Annotated in this window: 12 protein-coding genes and 4 tRNA genes; 6 read left to right on the forward strand and 10 right to left on the reverse strand. The window is 57.8% G+C overall.

All coding sequences use genetic code 11. The annotated features are described in order from the left end of the window. The first annotated feature begins 21 nt into the window (after positions 1-21). A complete protein-coding gene (locus A8B84_RS01195; protein WP_064228779.1) occupies positions 22-726 on the forward strand; it encodes an SIMPL domain-containing protein in 705 nt (234 codons plus the stop codon). 2 nt (positions 727-728) lie between these two features. On the opposite strand, the gene A8B84_RS01200 is transcribed toward A8B84_RS01195, so the two are convergent. Further along, the gene (locus tag A8B84_RS01200) at positions 729-4,490 is read right to left on the reverse strand and encodes a translocation/assembly module TamB domain-containing protein (RefSeq protein WP_227512763.1); all 3,762 of its coding nucleotides are present in this window, start codon (positions 4,488-4,490) and stop codon (positions 729-731) included. Continuing rightward, a complete protein-coding gene (locus A8B84_RS01205) occupies positions 4,487-6,241 on the reverse strand; it encodes an autotransporter assembly complex protein TamA (RefSeq protein WP_201257842.1) in 1,755 nt (584 codons plus the stop codon). Before A8B84_RS01205 ends, A8B84_RS01200 begins: the two co-directional genes overlap by 4 nt. 186 nt (positions 6,242-6,427) lie before the next feature. Here A8B84_RS01205 and A8B84_RS01210 point away from each other — a divergent pair, with 186 nt between their 5' ends. Together A8B84_RS01210 and A8B84_RS01215 are read left to right on the forward strand one after the other, a co-directional pair. Continuing rightward, on the forward strand, positions 6,428-7,435 hold the full coding sequence (locus A8B84_RS01210) for a hypothetical protein (RefSeq protein ID WP_064228778.1): 1,008 nt from the start codon (positions 6,428-6,430) through the stop codon (positions 7,433-7,435). 45 nt (positions 7,436-7,480) lie between these two features. After that, the gene (locus A8B84_RS01215; RefSeq protein ID WP_064228777.1) at positions 7,481-8,968 is read left to right on the forward strand and encodes an amidase; all 1,488 of its coding nucleotides are present in this window, start codon (positions 7,481-7,483) and stop codon (positions 8,966-8,968) included. Positions 8,969-9,023: 55 nt separating this feature from the next. Here A8B84_RS01215 and A8B84_RS01220 read toward each other — a convergent pair. Together A8B84_RS01220 and A8B84_RS01225 are read right to left on the reverse strand one after the other, a co-directional pair. Beyond that, a tRNA-Met gene (locus A8B84_RS01220) sits at positions 9,024-9,100 on the reverse strand. 98 nt (positions 9,101-9,198) lie between these two features. Beyond that, positions 9,199-10,536 (reverse strand): acetyl-CoA C-acetyltransferase, encoded by a 1,338-nt coding sequence (locus A8B84_RS01225; RefSeq protein WP_227512762.1) that lies wholly within the window; start codon positions 10,534-10,536, stop codon positions 9,199-9,201. Positions 10,537-10,851: 315 nt separating this feature from the next. On the opposite strand from A8B84_RS01225, the gene A8B84_RS01230 reads away from it, so the two are divergent. After that, positions 10,852-12,258 carry a 3-oxoacyl-ACP reductase gene (locus tag A8B84_RS01230; RefSeq protein ID WP_064228776.1) on the forward strand — a complete coding sequence of 469 codons (1,407 nt, stop codon included), beginning with the start codon at positions 10,852-10,854 and terminating at the stop codon, positions 12,256-12,258. 41 nt (positions 12,259-12,299) lie between these two features. On the opposite strand, the gene A8B84_RS01235 is transcribed toward A8B84_RS01230, so the two are convergent. The 6 genes from A8B84_RS01235 to A8B84_RS01260 all read right to left on the reverse strand — a co-directional run bounded on the left by A8B84_RS01235 (position 12,300) and on the right by A8B84_RS01260 (position 15,080). Beyond that, positions 12,300-12,375 (reverse strand) — tRNA-Val (locus A8B84_RS01235). A 23-nt stretch (positions 12,376-12,398) separates the two neighbouring features. Beyond that, positions 12,399-12,475, reverse strand: a tRNA-Asp gene (locus tag A8B84_RS01240). Positions 12,476-12,542: 67 nt separating this feature from the next. Beyond that, positions 12,543-12,618: transfer RNA gene (locus A8B84_RS01245), tRNA-Val, on the reverse strand. 167 nt (positions 12,619-12,785) lie between these two features. Continuing rightward, entirely contained in the window at positions 12,786-13,037 is a 252-nt protein-coding gene (locus tag A8B84_RS01250) for a hypothetical protein (protein ID WP_064228775.1), read from the reverse strand. A gap of 49 nt (positions 13,038-13,086) precedes the next feature. Beyond that, positions 13,087-13,959 carry a DUF2846 domain-containing protein gene (locus tag A8B84_RS01255; RefSeq protein ID WP_064228774.1) on the reverse strand — a complete coding sequence of 291 codons (873 nt, stop codon included), beginning with the start codon at positions 13,957-13,959 and terminating at the stop codon, positions 13,087-13,089. 140 nt (positions 13,960-14,099) lie between these two features. After that, on the reverse strand, positions 14,100-15,080 hold the full coding sequence (locus A8B84_RS01260) for a hypothetical protein (protein WP_064228773.1): 981 nt from the start codon (positions 15,078-15,080) through the stop codon (positions 14,100-14,102). A gap of 296 nt (positions 15,081-15,376) precedes the next feature. Here A8B84_RS01260 and purE point away from each other — a divergent pair, with 296 nt between their 5' ends. Both purE and A8B84_RS01270 read left to right on the forward strand, forming a co-directional pair. Then, a complete protein-coding gene (purE, locus tag A8B84_RS01265) occupies positions 15,377-15,868 on the forward strand; it encodes a 5-(carboxyamino)imidazole ribonucleotide mutase (RefSeq protein ID WP_064228772.1) in 492 nt (163 codons plus the stop codon). A gap of 215 nt (positions 15,869-16,083) precedes the next feature. Next, entirely contained in the window at positions 16,084-17,202 is a 1,119-nt protein-coding gene (locus A8B84_RS01270) for a 5-(carboxyamino)imidazole ribonucleotide synthase (RefSeq protein ID WP_064228771.1), read from the forward strand. Positions 17,203-17,231: the final 29 nt, after the last annotated feature.

Consider the following 17,231-nt stretch of genomic DNA (forward strand, 5'->3'; position numbering starts at 1 on the left):
GTTTCCAGAGGAGGAAAAACCATGAATGGACGGAACCCCAAGCCCCGTTTAAACCGACAATCCTGTTTTCTTCTTTCCCTGGCACTCACGTTGCCGGCTGCAGCCCTGGCGGGCGAGGTCACACTGACCGGCGAGGGCAGTGTTCGCTATGAGCCCGACAGCGCCCGGCTGCAGTTTACTGCCAGTGCCGAGCACGCCCTTCCCCAGAAGGCTACCGAGCGGGTGGCTGCACTGATGGCGCAGTGGCGTGAGGGCATTACCGACTACCGGGATCAACTCAACGATTATTCCGACGCAACGGTCAACCTGTACACCCGCACGCTGCCTGCGCAGGAGCGCGGCGAGGAACCAGAAAAACAGGCGGTAGCCTCACAGACCATAAGCTTCAGCATCAATGATCTGAGCCTGTTAAACCCGCTGATCCGGGAAGCCCAGGACGTGGGTCTGGATTACCAGCTTGGGCCCCATCAGTTCTTCCACTCGGATGAAACCGGTATGGAACAGGAAGCATTGGCCAGAGCCATTGCCGACGCGCAGGCCAGATGCAGATTTGTAGCCAGCCGGCTCGACCAGACCTGCGGCGATGTAGTCACCATCAACATTAATGGCGGGCATCGGCCGGTGCCGTTGATGATGTCGGAAGCCAAATCAATGTCAGATACGGTTTCAAGCGTGGGCGAGCGCGAGATCCGTGCCTCGGTGAGTGCGACCTTCGAACTGGACTGAGGTCAGAAATCCCGGGTGTAGAAAATATCCAGGGAGGCCGCCAGCCCGCTGGCAGCCTCCAGGTAAAAGTACCGGCCCAGATCGTAGCGCAGGGCAACGGTCGTGATCGGCTCGAAGATGCCGACACCATAGCGCACGCTCAGCTCGTCGGTCAGGTAGCCGCTGGCTACCACCGAAGTCTGATCACCCGACCCCTCCGCCTCGAGGGTGAGTTGGCGAATCCCGAACTCCTCACCAATCTGCCCGGTCACCTTGCTGGCCTGGGTCAGCCCCAGTGAAAGCGCAGCCCGGCTCATCTGGCCTTCGTCACCCTGGCTCTGGGGAGGCCTGCCAAGAATCACGTAGGAAAGCGCATCAGTCTGTGGCATATCAGGATTGGAGAACACCTCAGTCTCCGGCGATTGCACCGGGCCAGTCAGACGGATACCGGCAACCACGGTATCCACCCGCCGCACTGCTTCGATATCGAGGTAGGGTTGAGCCAGGTTACCAACAAACAGCAGCCTGGCACGCCTGAGTTCGAGCTCCTGTCCATAGGCCTCATACTGGCCATTGACCAGCTGGAGCGTTCCCCGGGTGTCCATATCGTTGCTGATCCGGAGGGAGCCCTCGAGATCGCCGGTCACCCCGAAGGCCGAAAAAGTCACCTGATCTTCACCCACCACGACATTCACATCCATGTTGAGTGAACGGACCACGGGTTCCTCCCGTTCAACACCCACGATGACTTCGTCTTCAGAAACCGACACGGCCTGCTCAGGCAAGCCCTTTATTTCAATGTCCCCTCTCGGGACTGCAATCTGCCCGGCTATCTCCAGCGCTCCTTCACTGAAGACAAGGGTCAGATCCGGCTCCACCTCAAGCTGGGCATAGGGTTCCACATTGAACGGCACCCGCTTCCCGGAGATTGTGATTTTTCCCTTCGGCGCCTGCTGCCAATCAACCTCGCCATCGACAATGGTCTGACTCCGGGCATTGCTCTGGATTCTGCCGCTGATCTGTGCCGAATAGCCCGAGAATTGAATACTGGCAATCATCTCTTCGATGGGCACCGGCAAACGGGGATCTGAAACCCGGCCATCCACCAGGTGCAATTCGCCGGTCACGGCCGGTTTCATCAAGGGACCCGAAAGCTTACCCTGGCCGTTCACCCGACCCGCGACCTCATCAAGCCCGGACAGCAGACCTGCAAGTGCGATATCCAACCCTTCCAGGCTGAAAGAACCCTCGACGTTGCGACTTTCTGAGTTCGGGTCCAATCCCATATCCAGAGAAAACCTGCCCAATTCGGGGCCGGAGAGACGAACAGCAACATCGGCCTGTTCTGGCTTGAACGTAACCTCCGTGGTCAGGGCATCATAGACTAACGATTCCCATTCACCGTCTACCAGCAGCTGAAATTCGCCATCACCGGCATCAAGATAAATACGACCGTCCGGGCCTTCAGCCATGGTTGTAAAGTCGACCTCGCCGTTTAACCGCGCGTTCCATCGCACGGTTTCCGGCAACAAGGGTGCCAGGGCCAACGTCGGGAACCGGTCAATTCGGTAGGCAATATTGGGTACAGGCAGCAATGTCTGATCGTCGGCGCAAACAGTGCTCTGCTGCCACCGCCAGCAATGGTTACCAAAGGTCAACTCACCGTCGGCTCCATAGGCCAGTGTCGCTGGTGACTCCAGTTGCCATCGCTGGGACTGTTCCGGAAGATTTATCAGACCGCGTAAAAGCTGGCCCTGCCAGGTTTTCCATTCAGCACCAGCCCCACCCTGAAGCGCCAGCTCCAGGTCTGCGTCGGAATGCTCAGCGCTCAAGTTCAATGTGTGCCGTCCCTGCGTGCCGTTCGCCTGGAGCGTCAGCGTTTCAAGCTCCTGACCAAAACCTCCGAGGTTCTCGGCCTGCAATCGGCTTGCAAGCCTTAGCCCGTCTTCCAGCTCGGCCTCCAGGCTCAGTGTTTCAATACTCAGCTGATCCTGCCAGGCGAGGTTTTGAGCACTCGCCTTCAGTTCTCCCAATGGTCGCTCCGGCGTTCCCTCTGCCACCAGCGTCGCATCCAGATTGCCACTCAGACCGGGCAGGACGATCTCCGGATCGGGCAGGTTCAAAACCAGATCACCCTGCAACAGATTGCCCCAGGTGCCACTTCCCTCCACCCGGTTGTCGCCAATGGCCAGACTCAGCCCGGACAACTCCCAGCTACCGGATGAAGTATCAAGGCGACCTTTGAGCGACGCAGGTTTGGCACGCCATTCACCCTCAAGGTTCCAGTTGGCGTTCATGGCAGGTATGGGGCCATCCCCGACCTGCCCTTCGGTCGTCACATCTCCACTCAGGCTGGCTTCAAGAAGGGGCACCCAGTAACCCGGGTTGAAATTCTGAAGGGTCAGAGCCGCCTGCCAGGATAGCGGCCCGGAAAAGTTCACCGATCCCTTCCCGGTAAGCGACCCGGCGCCGGTGCTGACGCTCAGATCGGTCAGTGTCGTTTGCTGGGTGTCACCATCGACAGTGGTCGACAGCTCGGCACGACCCTGAGGGCCATCAACACCGGCTTCGAGCTCCGCGTGGTAGCTTCTCTCCCGCCAGGAAATGGTGCCATCCAGCGACCGAAGCGCAACTATCGGCGGCTCAAGGTCCGGGACCAGTGTGTACCAGGGAAACCCGCGCAAGCGGACATCCGCGCTGGCGTCCAGGCCCTGGCTCCATGCCACACGTCCGTTGGCCACCACGGTATCCCGTTCGCCGCCATTCTTCCCATCAGTGGCCAGTTCAATACGGATGTTCTCAGCCGCCTGCGTGGTCACGAGGCCCTCCAGCGCCAGGTTCACCGGCCCCGTTGTGCCGGGCAACCTCGCCTGGCCCTGGGTGCGAAAACCTTTCTGCAAGCTGCCACGGGCTTCCACAGACCAGTCGTTGAGCACCAGGGTCTCCGGCAGCGCCTCAACAGCCCGGAACTGATCCGAGGTTATCCTAAGTCTTGCCGGCAAGGTTGGATCCAGCGGTTCGACTTCCCCCGCAAGTTCGGCATTCAGGTAGCCACGGCTGGTGGCCGCTACCATCAGATCTCGCACGCTGCCTGAGAGTGTCGCGTCCAGAGCCCACTTGTCACCATAGGGTGGTGGAATATCTGCCACGATCTTCAGATTGATGGGCCAGTCGCGTCGGGTTTCTATTCGGCCGTCGGCAGAGACCGTGTAATCGCCCAACTGATACCAGGCGCGCTCAATGGTCCAGTCAGCGCCGGATCCACCGGCATCCAGCTCAAACCGGTCCCAGATCCTGTTGCCATTGAAGGTGAAAGGCCCCATCCGGACGCCGCTGATATTCAGGGACAGCGGAAGGTCCACACCCGGCAGCGTGATGGCGCCCCCAGCCCCGGATTTGTCGGCCGGGGGCAACTGGGTGACCTCGAGCGTCTCTGCCTTCAGACTGTCAACACACAGCTGCTTTCTGAACAGGCAGGAAGGCGACCAGTCCACTAGTGGAGATACAACGATTACTTCAACCCCGTAGCCACGCCATTGCAGGCGGTCAGCTTGCCACTGCCCAAACAGCGAGCCACGGTCATTCTCAACCTGCAGTCCCGGCACCTGCTCAATCACCCAGGCGGTTCCAGCCTCGGACCGCAGGGCCAACAAAACAGCCGCCAGCAACAGTACAGGTACGAGGAACAATATTCCCAGACACACAAGCAGCCAGAAACGAACGCGGCGCGGATTGGCCGGCTGTTCCTGGTGGTTGTCTTCCGATCTCTCTGGTATCTGTGTCAAAGCTCGGGCCCCATGGAAAAGTGAATCCGCCAGTCCCCACCAAATTCCCTATCCAGCCCTTTGGCAATATCCAGCCGCAGCGGACCGACCGGGCTGATCCAGCGAATGCCGATCCCGGCGCCAGTTGCCAGGGGATCGTTCAGATCGTTAATGGCATTACCATGATCCACAAACACGGCGGCGCGCCATTTATCGGCAAACTGGTACTGATACTCACCGCTTCCCACCATCAGAAAACGGCCGCCCACCGGCACACCGTTATCGTTTTCAGGCGACAGGGTTTCATAACCGTAGCCCCGGACGCTTTGATCACCACCGGCAAAAAAGCGCAGGGACGGCGGCACATCTGAGAACCGATTTGTGGCAACGGCCCCTGCCTGAAAACGGCCGACAAAGCGGTGCCTGCCGGCAATGGTAAACAGCCCCTTTACCAGGGCGTTTACGTGCAGAATGTCCACATCGGAGAGCACAGCCCGATGAGAGCCGGTAACATCCAACTGCAAACGGTAGCCGCGGGACGGGTCCAAGGGTGAATCCGCGTGAATCTTCGAGTAACCAGCACCTGGAAGCAGAAGTGTGCTCGTGCCTTTCTCATCGTTGCCGATATTGAACCGTTCACCTTCCCAACGTAATGAAAGAACCTGGAGCCAGCCATTATCAAGCTCATGCTGCCACTGCTGGCCCAGGGTCAGAAGCTCCGATTCAACATTTTCGATATCCTCCCGCTGATATCCAGCAGTCAGACGGATCAGATCAGTCATGGGAGGATCCAGAGGCAACTCGTACCAGGTGCTCAGATTCTGACGGGGCACCGAAAGCTCTGTTTCCGCCCCCCGCTTGTGGCCCATGGGATTTATCCAGTGCTCCCGCCAGGTACCCCGGAACCTGGGGCCAACGTCAGTCGAAAACCCGACACCTGCAGCAACAGAACGCGCGTCGCGCCGAGACAGGCCAACACGAACAGGAATGACCCCATTTTCGGCGTCCGCCGGTGAGATATTGACATCAACATTGCTGAAGTAACCGCTGTTCAGAAGATCCTTGTTCAGCCGCGCAATTTCGTCGGCGTGATAGGGCGTTCCCGGTTCGAAGGTGACAAAATCCCTCAGAAGCTCAATCTCGAACCAGTGCCCTTCTTCAAAAGTGACCTCCCCCAGCTGATATCGCTGACCGCTCTCATAAATGAGGGTAATTTCGGCGCTGCGCTTCGTCGGATCCACTTCCAGAGTGCGGGTGACAAACCTGCCGTCGAAATACCCCCTACGGCGGGCACGGTTCTGGATGGTGTCCCTCAGGTTAGCGTAGTCGCCGTGATTGAGAATATCGCCTTCTGCCGGATGCGCCGGCAGATCAGAGGTAAGCCTTGCATCAGACGCAGCAGCCCCTCGGATCTGGACGTTCCGGGACGTGACTTTTACTGGCTCTCCGGGGGTAATGGACAGGATGAGAGTCGCGGTTGTATCTGAGTCGCCCTCTTCAATCCGCCAGTCAATCATGGGCCCGTAATATCCCAGGGCTCGTAAGGCTTCCCGAGCCTGACCGACAGCCGTGGAGGCATACCGTCTCAGATTTCCGGCGCTGCGACCTTCAACTTCACCAATAAAGGCCTGAGCGTTTGATTTCAGCTTCGGATAGTCCCCCTCCATGTTCACCACCACCTGTTGCGCACCAACCCACGCAGGCAGACAGCACAGCAAAGTGATGAGAAGCCGGACCCGGCCCGAATTCACGACTTGGTAGATTGATAGCATCCGGCTATTTCAATGTTGGTGGTAACAAGAAGGATTTCCGTTCAAGCGTGGGAGTTTAATGGTAGACGGTCAAGTTAATCCATGGTTGGCCCTCCGGCATTCTTTGAGCGGCGTCAGGGCGAGTCGTTTGTGGCGTCGAAATAAGCTAACCTGTCAGATACTTAGCAACAGACCGGACCTTGGCGAATGCTGAAGATAAATCGAGAAAACCTGAAATCCAGCCACCAGCTTATCTGGTTCATCATTGATTTCCTGATGCTGGGGCTGCTGATCATCAACCTGGCGTTCATCATCTGGGACTCGATCTATAATTTTGTCGCCGTCCAGAACCTGCTTAAAGAACATGCACCGGCCATCCAGTCCGCTTACCACCCCATTCACGAACGCTTCATCTTTTACGATCTGATCTTTGTCAGCATCTTCCTGACCGAGTTCTTTGTTCGCTGGGGCTACGCCATCAAGGCCAAAGTCTATGACCGCTGGTACTTTTACCCGTTCATACACTGGTATGACCTGGTGGGCTGTATTCCGGTAGGAAGCCTGCGCTTCCTCCGTATTCTGCGGGTAATCTCAATCATCTACCGCCTGCACCAGTACAAGATCATCGATATCACCAGCACCAAAATCTATCGATTCGTGAATTTCTATTACGAAGCCTTTATGGAAGAGCTTTCGGACCGCATTGTGCTCAAGGTGCTGAGCGGCGTGCAGCAGGAGGTTAAACGGGGCTCACCGCTGTTCGACAAGATCCAGGAGGACATTCTCTACCCCCGGAGGGACATGCTCTCCGACTGGATCTCCAAGCGGGTTGCCGAGGCGGCCCAGGAAGGCTATGTACCCAATCGCGGAGCGCTGCGCAGCTATCTGGAGGACCGGGTCGATAACGCCCTCAAACAAAATCTCGAACTATCACGACTGAAATATCTGCCGGTGGTGGGCCCCACCATTCAGGAAACCCTGGAAGAGGCTGTGGGGGATATCGTCGCCCACGTTATACACCAGATTCTCGAAGATCTGGCCTCGGCCTCCAACCACGCGTTCATTGAAGACATCGTCAACGTATTCCTGCCGACACCCGGTGAAGTGAGAGCCGACGAGGCCCAGAACGAAGCGCTGATCAATCTGATTATCGAGATCATCGACGCAATCAAGGGGCAAGTAAACGTAAAACACTGGCGATCAGAGTTGCCCTGACAAACCGGCGAGATTTCCAGGAAACCAACAACAAAGAGAACATCCATGGATGCATCGCAATTGCCACTGCACTACCAATCCGCCCATGACCTTTTGGCACAGCTTGAGGCCGGTACCCTGACGAGCGAGGCTCTGACCACTGCCCTGTTGAACCAGATCCGCGAACACAATCCGGCCATCAATGCCGTTGTGACCCTGGATGAGGAGCGGGCACTCGCCAGTGCCCGTCAGGCCGATGAGCAGCGTGCAGCCAACGCGGTAAAAGGGCCCCTGCACGGGTTGCCACTCACCCTGAAAGACACCTGGGAAGTGGCGGGCCTGACCTGCACTGCAGGCGCACCGGCCCTCAGAAACCATAAACCCGAATACCACGCTGACGTTGTCCAGAGGCTCGAAGACGCGGGTGCCATTATCCTGGGCAAAACCAATGTGCCCATCTATGCCACCGACCTGCAGAGCTACAACAAACTGTTCGGGGTAACCAACAACCCCCACAACCCGGCGCACACTCCCGGGGGCTCCTCGGGCGGCGCGGCGGCTGCCCTGGCCGCCGGCATGACGCCCCTGGAAGTGGGCAGCGACCTGGCAGGCTCCATACGCACACCGGCCCATTTTTGTGGCGTTTTCGGCCACAAGCCCACCCGCTCCCTGGTCTCGTTTCGCGGTCACATTCCCGGACCGCCCGGCACCCAATCCCGACCGGACCTGGTCGAGGGCGGCCCGATGGCGCGTAACGCCCGGGATCTGGAGCTCCTGCTGAAAGTCATTGCCGGGCCCCGGCCAGCGGAAGAGCGCAGTTGGACGCTCCAAATGGCACCATCAGCACTTCAAAGCCTCGACCAGGCTCGAGTGGGTTTATGGCTGGAGGATCCGCTGTGCCCGGTAGAGCAGGAGCTGACCGAGGGCTATCAGGCCCTGGGCAGGTCACTGTCTGAACGGGGCGCAATGGTCACCGAAGCCAGCCATCCTTTACTGAGCCTCGAGCACATCCTGCCCGCTTACTTCAATTTGCTCGGCGCTCTACTCAGCACATCCCTGAAACCCGCCCAGCGCAGGCAGATGAAATGGATCGCCCGACTGGAACCCTGGCTCAAGTTCCTGGGCCCGATGACGCCGTTTATCGGTGAATACGGACGAGGCGTGAATCAGCCGGTCTACCAGTGGATGGCCTGGAGCGAAATGCGCGAGAAAATGCGGGCTGAAATTGAATCGTTATTTCAGGAAGTGGATGTCCTGCTTACCCCGGTAACACCAACCACCGCCATCCGGCATGACCACACCCACCCGGTCTTCAAACGCCGAATAACCGTCGCCGGCCAGCCACGGGCTTACATGGACCAGTTCTGCTGGATCGCCCTCGCCACCCTGTTGGGCCTGCCCGCGACATGTGTACCCATTGGACGGACGAAAGAGGGCCTGCCATTCAATGTCCAGGTAATTGGTGCACCGGGGATGGATCTGACCACGATCGGGTTTGCGGGACTGCTGGAAGAGGCCGGGCTGGCTGGGTTTTTGAGGCCCGAGGGCTTCTAGATAATCTCTAGAGTAAAAACGAGAAAAGCCGGCTCTAGGCCGGCTTTTCTCATGTTGGTAGCGGGGGCTGGATTCGAACCAACGACCTCCGGGTTATGAGCCCGACGAGCTACCAGACTGCTCTACCCCGCATCAAACTGGTTGTTTCTCAGGGAACCCCTGATCAACGTGGCGCGCATGATAAGGGCTGTGACCGACACTGTCAAAGGAAAGTTCCAGTTTTCCAAAACTTACCTTTCCAGAATCGCAGTAACCCCCTGTCCGCCGGCGGCGCAGATGGAAATCAGGCCTCGACCGCTGCCCTTCTCCTCCAGCAACTTGGCCAGCGTCGCAACAATGCGGGCACCGGTGGCCGCGAAAGGATGGCCGGTCGCCAGGCTGCTGCCTTTGACGTTGAGTTTGTCGCGGTCAATGCTGCCCAGAGGCTTGTCCAGACCCAGGCGGTCCTTGCAGAAGGCCGAATCTTCCCAGGCTTTCAGGGTACAGAGTACCTGAGCAGCGAAGGCTTCATGAATTTCATAGAAATCGAAATCCTGAAGGGTCAGCCCCGCCTTCTCCAGCATCCGGGGCACCGCATAGGCAGGTGCCATCAGCAGGCCTTCTTTCTTGTCCACGAAATCGACCGCAGCTACTTCGGAGAACGTCAACCACGCCTTGACCTCGTAATTATTGGCCTTGGCCCATTCCTCACTGGCCAGCAACACGCATGAGGCGCCATCCGTCAACGCCGTGCTATTGGCCGCGGTCATGGTGCCATTCTCCCGATCAAAAACCGGCTTGAGCGTCGCCAGTTTCTCCAAAGAGGTGTCCGGCCGCAGAATATTGTCTTTCTCCAGGCCCGCCATTGGTGTCAGCAAATCGTTGAAGAAACCTTCCTCATAGGCTTTGGCCAGCTTCTGGTGGCTCTCAAAGGCCAGCTTATCCTGATCCTCCCGGGCAATATCCCACTCCTTCGCCGTCACCTGGGCATGCTCGCCCATCGACATACCGGTGCGGGGCTCGCCGTTTTCCGGCACCTCCGGCTTGAGATGGCCCGGCCGAAACCTGGCCAGAATCTTCAGCCGCTCGCCTGCGGTCTTGGCCCGGTTCAGATCCAGCAAAATCTCCCGTATCCCCTCACCCACGCCAATCGGCGCATCGGACGTGGTGTCGGTTCCTCCGGCTATGCCACACTCGATCTGCCCCAGGGCAATCTTGTTGGCCACCAGAATAGCCGCCTCCAGCCCCGTGCCACAGGCCTGCTGGATATCGTACGCCGGCGTCTCCGGCGCCAGGCCACAACTCATCACCGCCTCCCGGGTCAGATTAAAATCCCGCGAATGCTTGATAACCGCCCCGGCAGCCACCTCACCCAGCCGCTGCCCCTCAAGACCGTACCGATCCACCAGCCCACGCAGCGCCGACGTCAACAACTCCTGATTACTGATCTTGCTGTACGCTGTATTGGAACGCGCAAACGGAATCCGGTTACCACCCAGCACCGCCACGCGGCGAATACCCGAAGGCGCAGCACTGGTCTTCTTCGATGTGGCGGTTTTCTTTTGAGTCGTTTTCGGTGCCTGTGCCATGATCAATCCATTCCTTTTATGAGATATCTGCGATGCCCAAAGGAGCAATGGGGTTGGGCTTTCCAAAACCGTAGAGCGCCAGGGATGGCGCGACCGAGCCCTACAGGGACGTATTCATGGGCGTGTTTTGGAAAGCCCAACCCCATTGCTCCCTGCACCCAACCTGAAAACAAGTGTAGCGACAACCGACAATGCCTCATTGGCACCCCTGACAACACCCTACAGGCATTGAGTCAATCCAAAAACTATCCGATTCTTTACCCTGTAGGACGATTCGCATCCAGCAACCCGAATGCAAACACAAGGAAGCCACCCATGTCTGACCTCTATCTTAGAATAGTAAACACCCCGGTAGGCAAAACCGCCGCACAATCCCTGGGCCTGCCCGCTCCAGTCCCCCTGAAACGCCTCAAACGGACCGACCAGCCCTTTACTGAAGGCGACGTGCTAATTGGTGCGGCAGCCGGCGGCAAAGCCATCGCGACCATTGGCAGCACCCTCAGCGCCAGTGCCGCCACACTGCACCACGCCAGCGGCAACGACCGCCTGAAAGACTCATCCAAAGCCGGTAACAAAGCCCGACCACTGGATCTGGGGTCGGAAATCGACCATAAATTTTCGGCCCTGGTGTTCGACGCCACCGGCCTGAAAGGGCCGGACGACCTCCGGGCCCTTTACGATTTTTTCCACCCCACCATCAAAAAACTCGGCAGTAACGCTCGCGTTCTGGTCATTGGCCAGACCCCCGCCACCTGCAGAAAAGCGCCCCAGGCCGCTGCACAACAGGCCCTCGAAGGATTTGTTCGCAGCGTAGGTAAGGAAATTGGCAAAAAAGGCTCCACGGCGAACCTGCTTTGGATGGCGCCCGGAGCAGAGAACCAGCTGGATTCCAGCGTGCGATTCTTCCTCTCTGCCCGTTCTGCCTATGTATCCGGCCAGGTCGTCAAGATCGGCAAAAGCAATGCAGCACCCGCAACCAACCCCGTCGCCCCATTGACCGGAAAGGTCGCGCTGGTCACAGGCGCCTCCCGTGGCATCGGGGCGGCCATTGCAGAGACTCTGGCACGGGATGGCGCCACCGTAATCGGGCTGGATATTCCGCCGGCCATGGAGGATCTGAAGAAAGTCACATCCGCCATCAACGGCAAGGCTCTGGCCTGTGACATTACCGACGACAAAGCACCAAAGCTGATCGCCGACTTCATCGAAGAGCATTTCAGCGGGGTTGACCTGGTCATTCACAATGCGGGCATTACCCGCGACAAAACCCTGGGCAACATGCCGGAGCACTTCTGGGACATGACCATCGCAGTGAACCTGACCGCGGAGGAGTTGATCGACGAGGAGCTGGCAAAGCGAGAGCTCATGAAAGAAAACGGACGCATTGTCTGCATTTCTTCCATCAGCGGAATTGCCGGTAATTTCGGGCAGACCAACTACTCAACCGCCAAGTGCGGGGTAATCGGGTATGTGGAAGCCATGGCCCGGCAACTGAAAAACGGCGTGACCATCAACGCCATTGCCCCCGGATTTATCGAAACCCAGATGACGGCGGCCATGCCGGTCACCATCCGCGAGGCCGGTCGCAGGATGAACAGCCTGTCCCAGGGTGGACAACCGGTGGATGTGGCCGAAGCCATCGCCTGGTACTGCAGCCCTGCGTCCAATGGAGTGAATGGGAATGTTGTGCGGGTTTGCGGGCAGTCATTGATTGGTAAATAAAAAAGGGCCGATCCTTGCGGATCGGCCCTTTTTCGGAATTTTGGTGGGTGGTACTGGGATCGAACCAGTGACCCTCGCCTTGTAAGGGCGATGCTCTCCCAGCTGAGCTAACCACCCGGGTATACTTCTTAAATAAAAAGTGGCGGAGCGGACGGGACTCGAACCCGCGACCCCCGGCGTGACAGGCCGGTATTCTAACCAACTGAACTACCGCTCCGCATCAATTCCGGCCCTAGGGCCCGAACCTGAAACCGGATGGGGTGATCCGGTGATGCATTTGAAAGTGGTGGGTGGTACTGGGATCGAACCAGTGACCCTCGCCTTGTAAGGGCGATGCTCTCCCAGCTGAGCTAACCACCCACTCTCAAGCCTTTCAAAGGCGCTCACTTGCTGGCCAGCGTTGCTGTCTCAACCAAGTGAGAGGCGCATTTTAAGCATTTGGCTGGCAGTGTCAAATATTTTCCAAGAATTTTCTGAAAAAACCTGCAAGCCATTCAAAAGCGTACGGTTTTTGAGCAAATTCACTTTCACCGCGAGCCCTTGCCCGCCGCTTTAACTGCTCGCACAACCGGACGATCCTGTCCCGCCTGCTGCGCTTTCTCCTGAAGGGACAATTCGCTGACACGGCTACGCCTGTCCTCTGGCACGGCCCGGTTGGCCAGGGAACAGTTCAGGTCATCCAGCCGCTTCTGCAGATCACCCCAGCTATCGAGAAGTTGAGGGACAACATCGTCTGCCAGTTTTTCAAATCTGAGTCTGAGAGAATCCTTGAGCGCCATTGTTTTCGAATATCCCGAGTCTTTCACCTGTCGTCAGTGTAGTCAGCACTCAGAAAATCCACCAGCCACCGCCGGATTCTGCTTCTTCCCGCCGCTCACGCTCCAGCTCCAGTTCCGCGTATTCCTGCTCCAGTTTCTTAATCTTGCGATCTGTCTCCAGAGGAACCGTGGGGCCACCGCCGAATGGCCAGAACCAGGAAGCGGATTCGTACTTGCCCTCTTCCCGCAAGCGCTCAATTTCAAGCTCCCGCTCCTCTTCCAGCAATACAAGTTGCCGCTCGTAATCTTGGTCTTCGTTCACTTCCACAATCGAGGTAGCCGCGTGGTTCGGTGCCAACAGATCACTGTTGAGGAATTGCGTGGAAACGATCTCCTCTGCCTGCATGGCATATTCCCGCGTCACCAGTTGGAGGTCGCCCTGAGTCAGCGGGTGATCCGGATCCAGGTCCGGATGTCGCTGGCCCGGCTCCGAAAGCTCGTTATAACGCAGGTAATAGATCTGGCCTGGCTCGACTTCCAGCGTGGCATCGGCGATCAGGCTCAGACTGAAAGAGTTCATCCCCTCCAGCCCCAGCAACGGCCGGCGCATGGCAATATGGCGCTCTCCTGGACTTACCTCCAGCCAGGTGAAGCTGTCGTTGCGGATGTTGAAATAGTGGGTGTCGTCAATGTAGACACTGGGAGCTTCGATCTCGTCGGCCGCCCACTGGGAATGGGTCCGGTAGAAATACAACACGGCGTTGCGCCGGTCCCAGCTGTCATTATCAATGTGGACGAAATCATGGCCGGAAACCGGGTGCAGGAACGAACCGACGCTTTTACCAATAGACTGATAAACCGTACACCCCGACACCGCCAGCAACAGAAACACCACCACCAGCGGCCGGAGAACGGGAACAACGGAAGGCACTCGGGTTTTCATTGTTGTTAACTCTTCATCCTGATTGCGAGTTGCCTGATCATAACAACTGCAAATCGCCAGAAATGAGAGCTACCGCAAGGGATGGCTACAAACCGTTACAAAACCCGAAATGCCTAAGACCAAAATGCTCTGCGGGCCAGTTACTGCCCGCTGACCTGACTCCGCAGCTGATTCACCTCTTCAGACAGCCGAACCAGACGGGAAGTCAGCTGTGAACGGGAAGCATCGATGGACTCGACCGTTCGCTTGAGGCTGGCCACATCATTCCTCAGTGCCTGAACCCTGCCATCGCCGGCCAACTCATCCGTCTCCCGTTCCAGGGCCGAAATCCGCCCTTCCATGCCACTGATACCGAGCTTTTGCTCCTGCTCAAACCGCCGGATACGACTTTCGATGACCTGATCCACATCCGCCAGCTGCTGACTCAGTTTCGTCAACTGATCCGTTGCCTGCCGGTTGGCATCCTGCAGTGCTGTGATCGACGTCTCCGTCTGCTGCTTCAGAGCAGCAATATCCGCTGAAAGCGACGACCGAACCTTCTCTACCGACGTCTCCAGAGCGCCAATAGACTTCTTACCCTCCGCAAGGCCGGATTCCAGCGCAGCAATCCGCTCCTGCTGTTCATCCAGACGCTTCTTGTTGCGCTCATTGGCAATCGCCCAAAGCTTCCGGATCTCACTGTCCGCCGTATCAAGACGCTTTTTATTCGCTGCCAGTTGGTCCTCCAGCGACGCTCCCCGCTCCTGCAGGTTCTCCCCCGTCTCCGAAAGCTCACCCTCAAACCGGGCCAGCGCCAGCTTGCTCTGCCGGGCCCAGTAATCCGCTTCCTCAAGCTGACCTTCCAGAGCCTGAACCCGCTGTTCCTGGGAGTACCAACCCGCGCCGGCTGCAACGGCCAGCACAATCAGCAGTACCCAAAGCATTGGCGAGCTACCGCGACCATTGCCGCCGCTGCCCCCATTACCGCCCTTGCCGCCTTTGGGAGGCTTCGTTGGTGTCGACGGTTCGCCTTTCCCTCCGGACGCTGGTCTGGACTTTCTCTCCGCCGGCTTCTTCGTCTCGGCACTACCAATCGGTCGTTCAGCCCTCAGCTCATCATCATCTGGACGGATGGGTTCCATTACAGCTCCTGACTATGGACGGTTAAAACAATAAGGTCCGATAATACCTGTACTTACTCGCAGGTAAAAATGAAGCTGCGCTCATGCTGAATCTTCCAGAGCGTTCGGGGCGGAGTTGAGAGGCCTTTTCCGGAAATGTCTGAAGCCAAGGATGGCTTCAGTCAAGCGCACATGGATGTGCTCGTAGCGGTTTCCGGAAAAGGCCTCTCAACTGCGCCTTCCGCCGAGGTTTGTTGCATGGTAGGTAGCCAAAACATACAATGGCCGGCTTTCCAATTATCACAGGACTGTTGCATATGCAGCCGCTTGTAGGACTCATCATGGGCTCCAAATCTGACTGGCCCACCATGGAACACGCCGCCAACATGCTCGAAAAACTCGGTGTGGCCTATGAAACCAAAGTCGTCTCGGCCCATCGCACCCCGGATCTGCTGTTTGACTACGCCAAAACAGCCGCAGACCGCGGTCTGAAAGTCATTATTGCGGGCGCCGGCGGCGCAGCGCACCTGCCGGGCATGGTTGCGTCACAAACCGCCCTGCCGGTCCTGGGCGTACCGGTTCAGTCCAAAGCCCTGAACGGTCTCGATTCGTTGCTGTCCATCGTCCAGATGCCCGGCGGCATCGCCGTCGGCACCCTGGCCATCGGCAAAGCGGGCGCCACCAACGCTGGCCTGCTGGCAGCGCAGATTATCGGCACCTCCGACGACAACGTTCGTAAAGCCGTGGAACAGTTCCGGACAACACAAACCGAAACGATTCTGGACAATCCTGATCCCCGAGATCAATGATTCAAGTTGGGTGAAGGGAGCCTTCGGCGGGAACTTTTCCAAAACACGCTACAAGCACGTCCATGTGCGCTTGTTTCGGGCAATCCTTGGCCCTCTACAGTTTTGGAAAAGCCCCCACCAAAGGCTCCCCCAGCTATTGGTGGCATCCCCAACCTTGTCACCAGCACAGTCAGAAGCCAGAAGATTAATCGCGGAAACCAGGCAGGAGAACACAAATGAGAATTGGTGTACTGGGAGCCGGCCAACTGGGAAGAATGCTGGCACTGGCCGGATACCCACTGGCCAAGACCTTTGTTTTCTATGACATGTCCGGCAGCCCCAGTGCCGGCCTTGGTGAAGTCATCATCGACCGGGACGGCGAATATCTGGACGACTTCCTCTCCAGGGTTGACCGCGTTACCTATGAGTTTGAACACCTGCCGGTGGACGTCGCCGAGAAAATTGCTGCCCACAAACCCGTGCATCCCTGCCCCCGGGCCCTGCAGGTCTGCCAGAACCGGGAAGCCGAGAAAACCCTGTTCGGCCAGTTAGGCATCCCGACGCCGGAGTGGAAAATTGCCGACAGCGCGGCTTCACTGAAAGCCGCTGCCGAAGAACTTGGCTGCCCGGTGGTGGCAAAGTCCAATACTGAAGGCTATGACGGCAAAGGCCAGGCTGTGCTTAGAACACCCGAGGAGGCAGAAGCCGCCTGGGAATCCATCGGCCACCCGCGCCTGATCGTGGAAAAGTTTGTGGACTTCCACCGGGAAGTATCGATTATAGCCGTGCGCGCTGAAGACGGTGAGCTGGCGTTCTACCCGATGGCGGAGAACACCCACCATGAAGGCATCCTTCGCTACTCGATTGCTCCGGCCCCCAAGCTCGACATACATATTCAGGAAGATGCCGAGCGCTACATCAAGGCCCTGCTGAACGAATTGGATTATGTCGGCGTATTAACTCTGGAGCTATTCGAGACAGCCGATGGCCTGGTAGCCAACGAGATGGCCCCCAGGGTTCATAACTCCGGGCACTGGACCATTGAAGGGGCGATGACCAGCCAGTTTGAGAACCACATCCGTGCGGTGAGCGGACACCCTCTTGGGAATGTCGCGCCCCGTGGCGTAAGCTGCATGATCAATATCATCGGCGAGCATGGCGACATTGACCGCATCCTCGAACTGCCCTATGCCCATGTTCACCTCTATAATAAAGGTGAGCGGCCGGGCCGGAAGTTAGGCCATGTGAACATACTGGCCGACAGCTACGAAGAACTGGTGTGGCGGGTGAAGAACTGCGCGCAGTTCCTGCCCGGCAGCCCCGAGTTTAAAAGTTCTTTAACACCAAAGGGTTGATCTGAAGCAAATCGACCCTATATTGGGTT

Origin of the sequence: Marinobacter sp. EhC06 (genome assembly GCF_001650915.1) — a bacterium.
GTDB lineage: Bacteria > Pseudomonadota > Gammaproteobacteria > Pseudomonadales > Oleiphilaceae > Marinobacter.

What these genes read in the sequence shown, in the direction of transcription:
- A8B84_RS01205 (WP_201257842.1), bottom strand. Translation starts at nt 6,241, where the DNA reads ATGCTATCAATCTACCAAGTCGTGAATTCGGGCCGGGTCCGGCTTCTC.
- A8B84_RS01225 (WP_227512762.1), bottom strand. Translation starts at nt 10,536, where the DNA reads ATGGCACAGGCACCGAAAACGACTCAAAAGAAAACCGCCACATCGAAG.
- A8B84_RS01215 (WP_064228777.1), top strand. Translation starts at nt 7,481, where the DNA reads ATGGATGCATCGCAATTGCCACTGCACTACCAATCCGCCCATGACCTT.
- purE (WP_064228772.1), top strand. Translation starts at nt 15,377, where the DNA reads ATGCAGCCGCTTGTAGGACTCATCATGGGCTCCAAATCTGACTGGCCC.
- A8B84_RS01195 (WP_064228779.1), top strand. Translation starts at nt 22, where the DNA reads ATGAATGGACGGAACCCCAAGCCCCGTTTAAACCGACAATCCTGTTTT.
- A8B84_RS01270 (WP_064228771.1), top strand. Translation starts at nt 16,084, where the DNA reads ATGAGAATTGGTGTACTGGGAGCCGGCCAACTGGGAAGAATGCTGGCA.
- A8B84_RS01250 (WP_064228775.1), bottom strand. Translation starts at nt 13,037, where the DNA reads ATGGCGCTCAAGGATTCTCTCAGACTCAGATTTGAAAAACTGGCAGAC.
- A8B84_RS01255 (WP_064228774.1), bottom strand. Translation starts at nt 13,959, where the DNA reads ATGAAAACCCGAGTGCCTTCCGTTGTTCCCGTTCTCCGGCCGCTGGTG.
- A8B84_RS01260 (WP_064228773.1), bottom strand. Translation starts at nt 15,080, where the DNA reads ATGGAACCCATCCGTCCAGATGATGATGAGCTGAGGGCTGAACGACCG.
- A8B84_RS01210 (WP_064228778.1), top strand. Translation starts at nt 6,428, where the DNA reads ATGCTGAAGATAAATCGAGAAAACCTGAAATCCAGCCACCAGCTTATC.
- A8B84_RS01230 (WP_064228776.1), top strand. Translation starts at nt 10,852, where the DNA reads ATGTCTGACCTCTATCTTAGAATAGTAAACACCCCGGTAGGCAAAACC.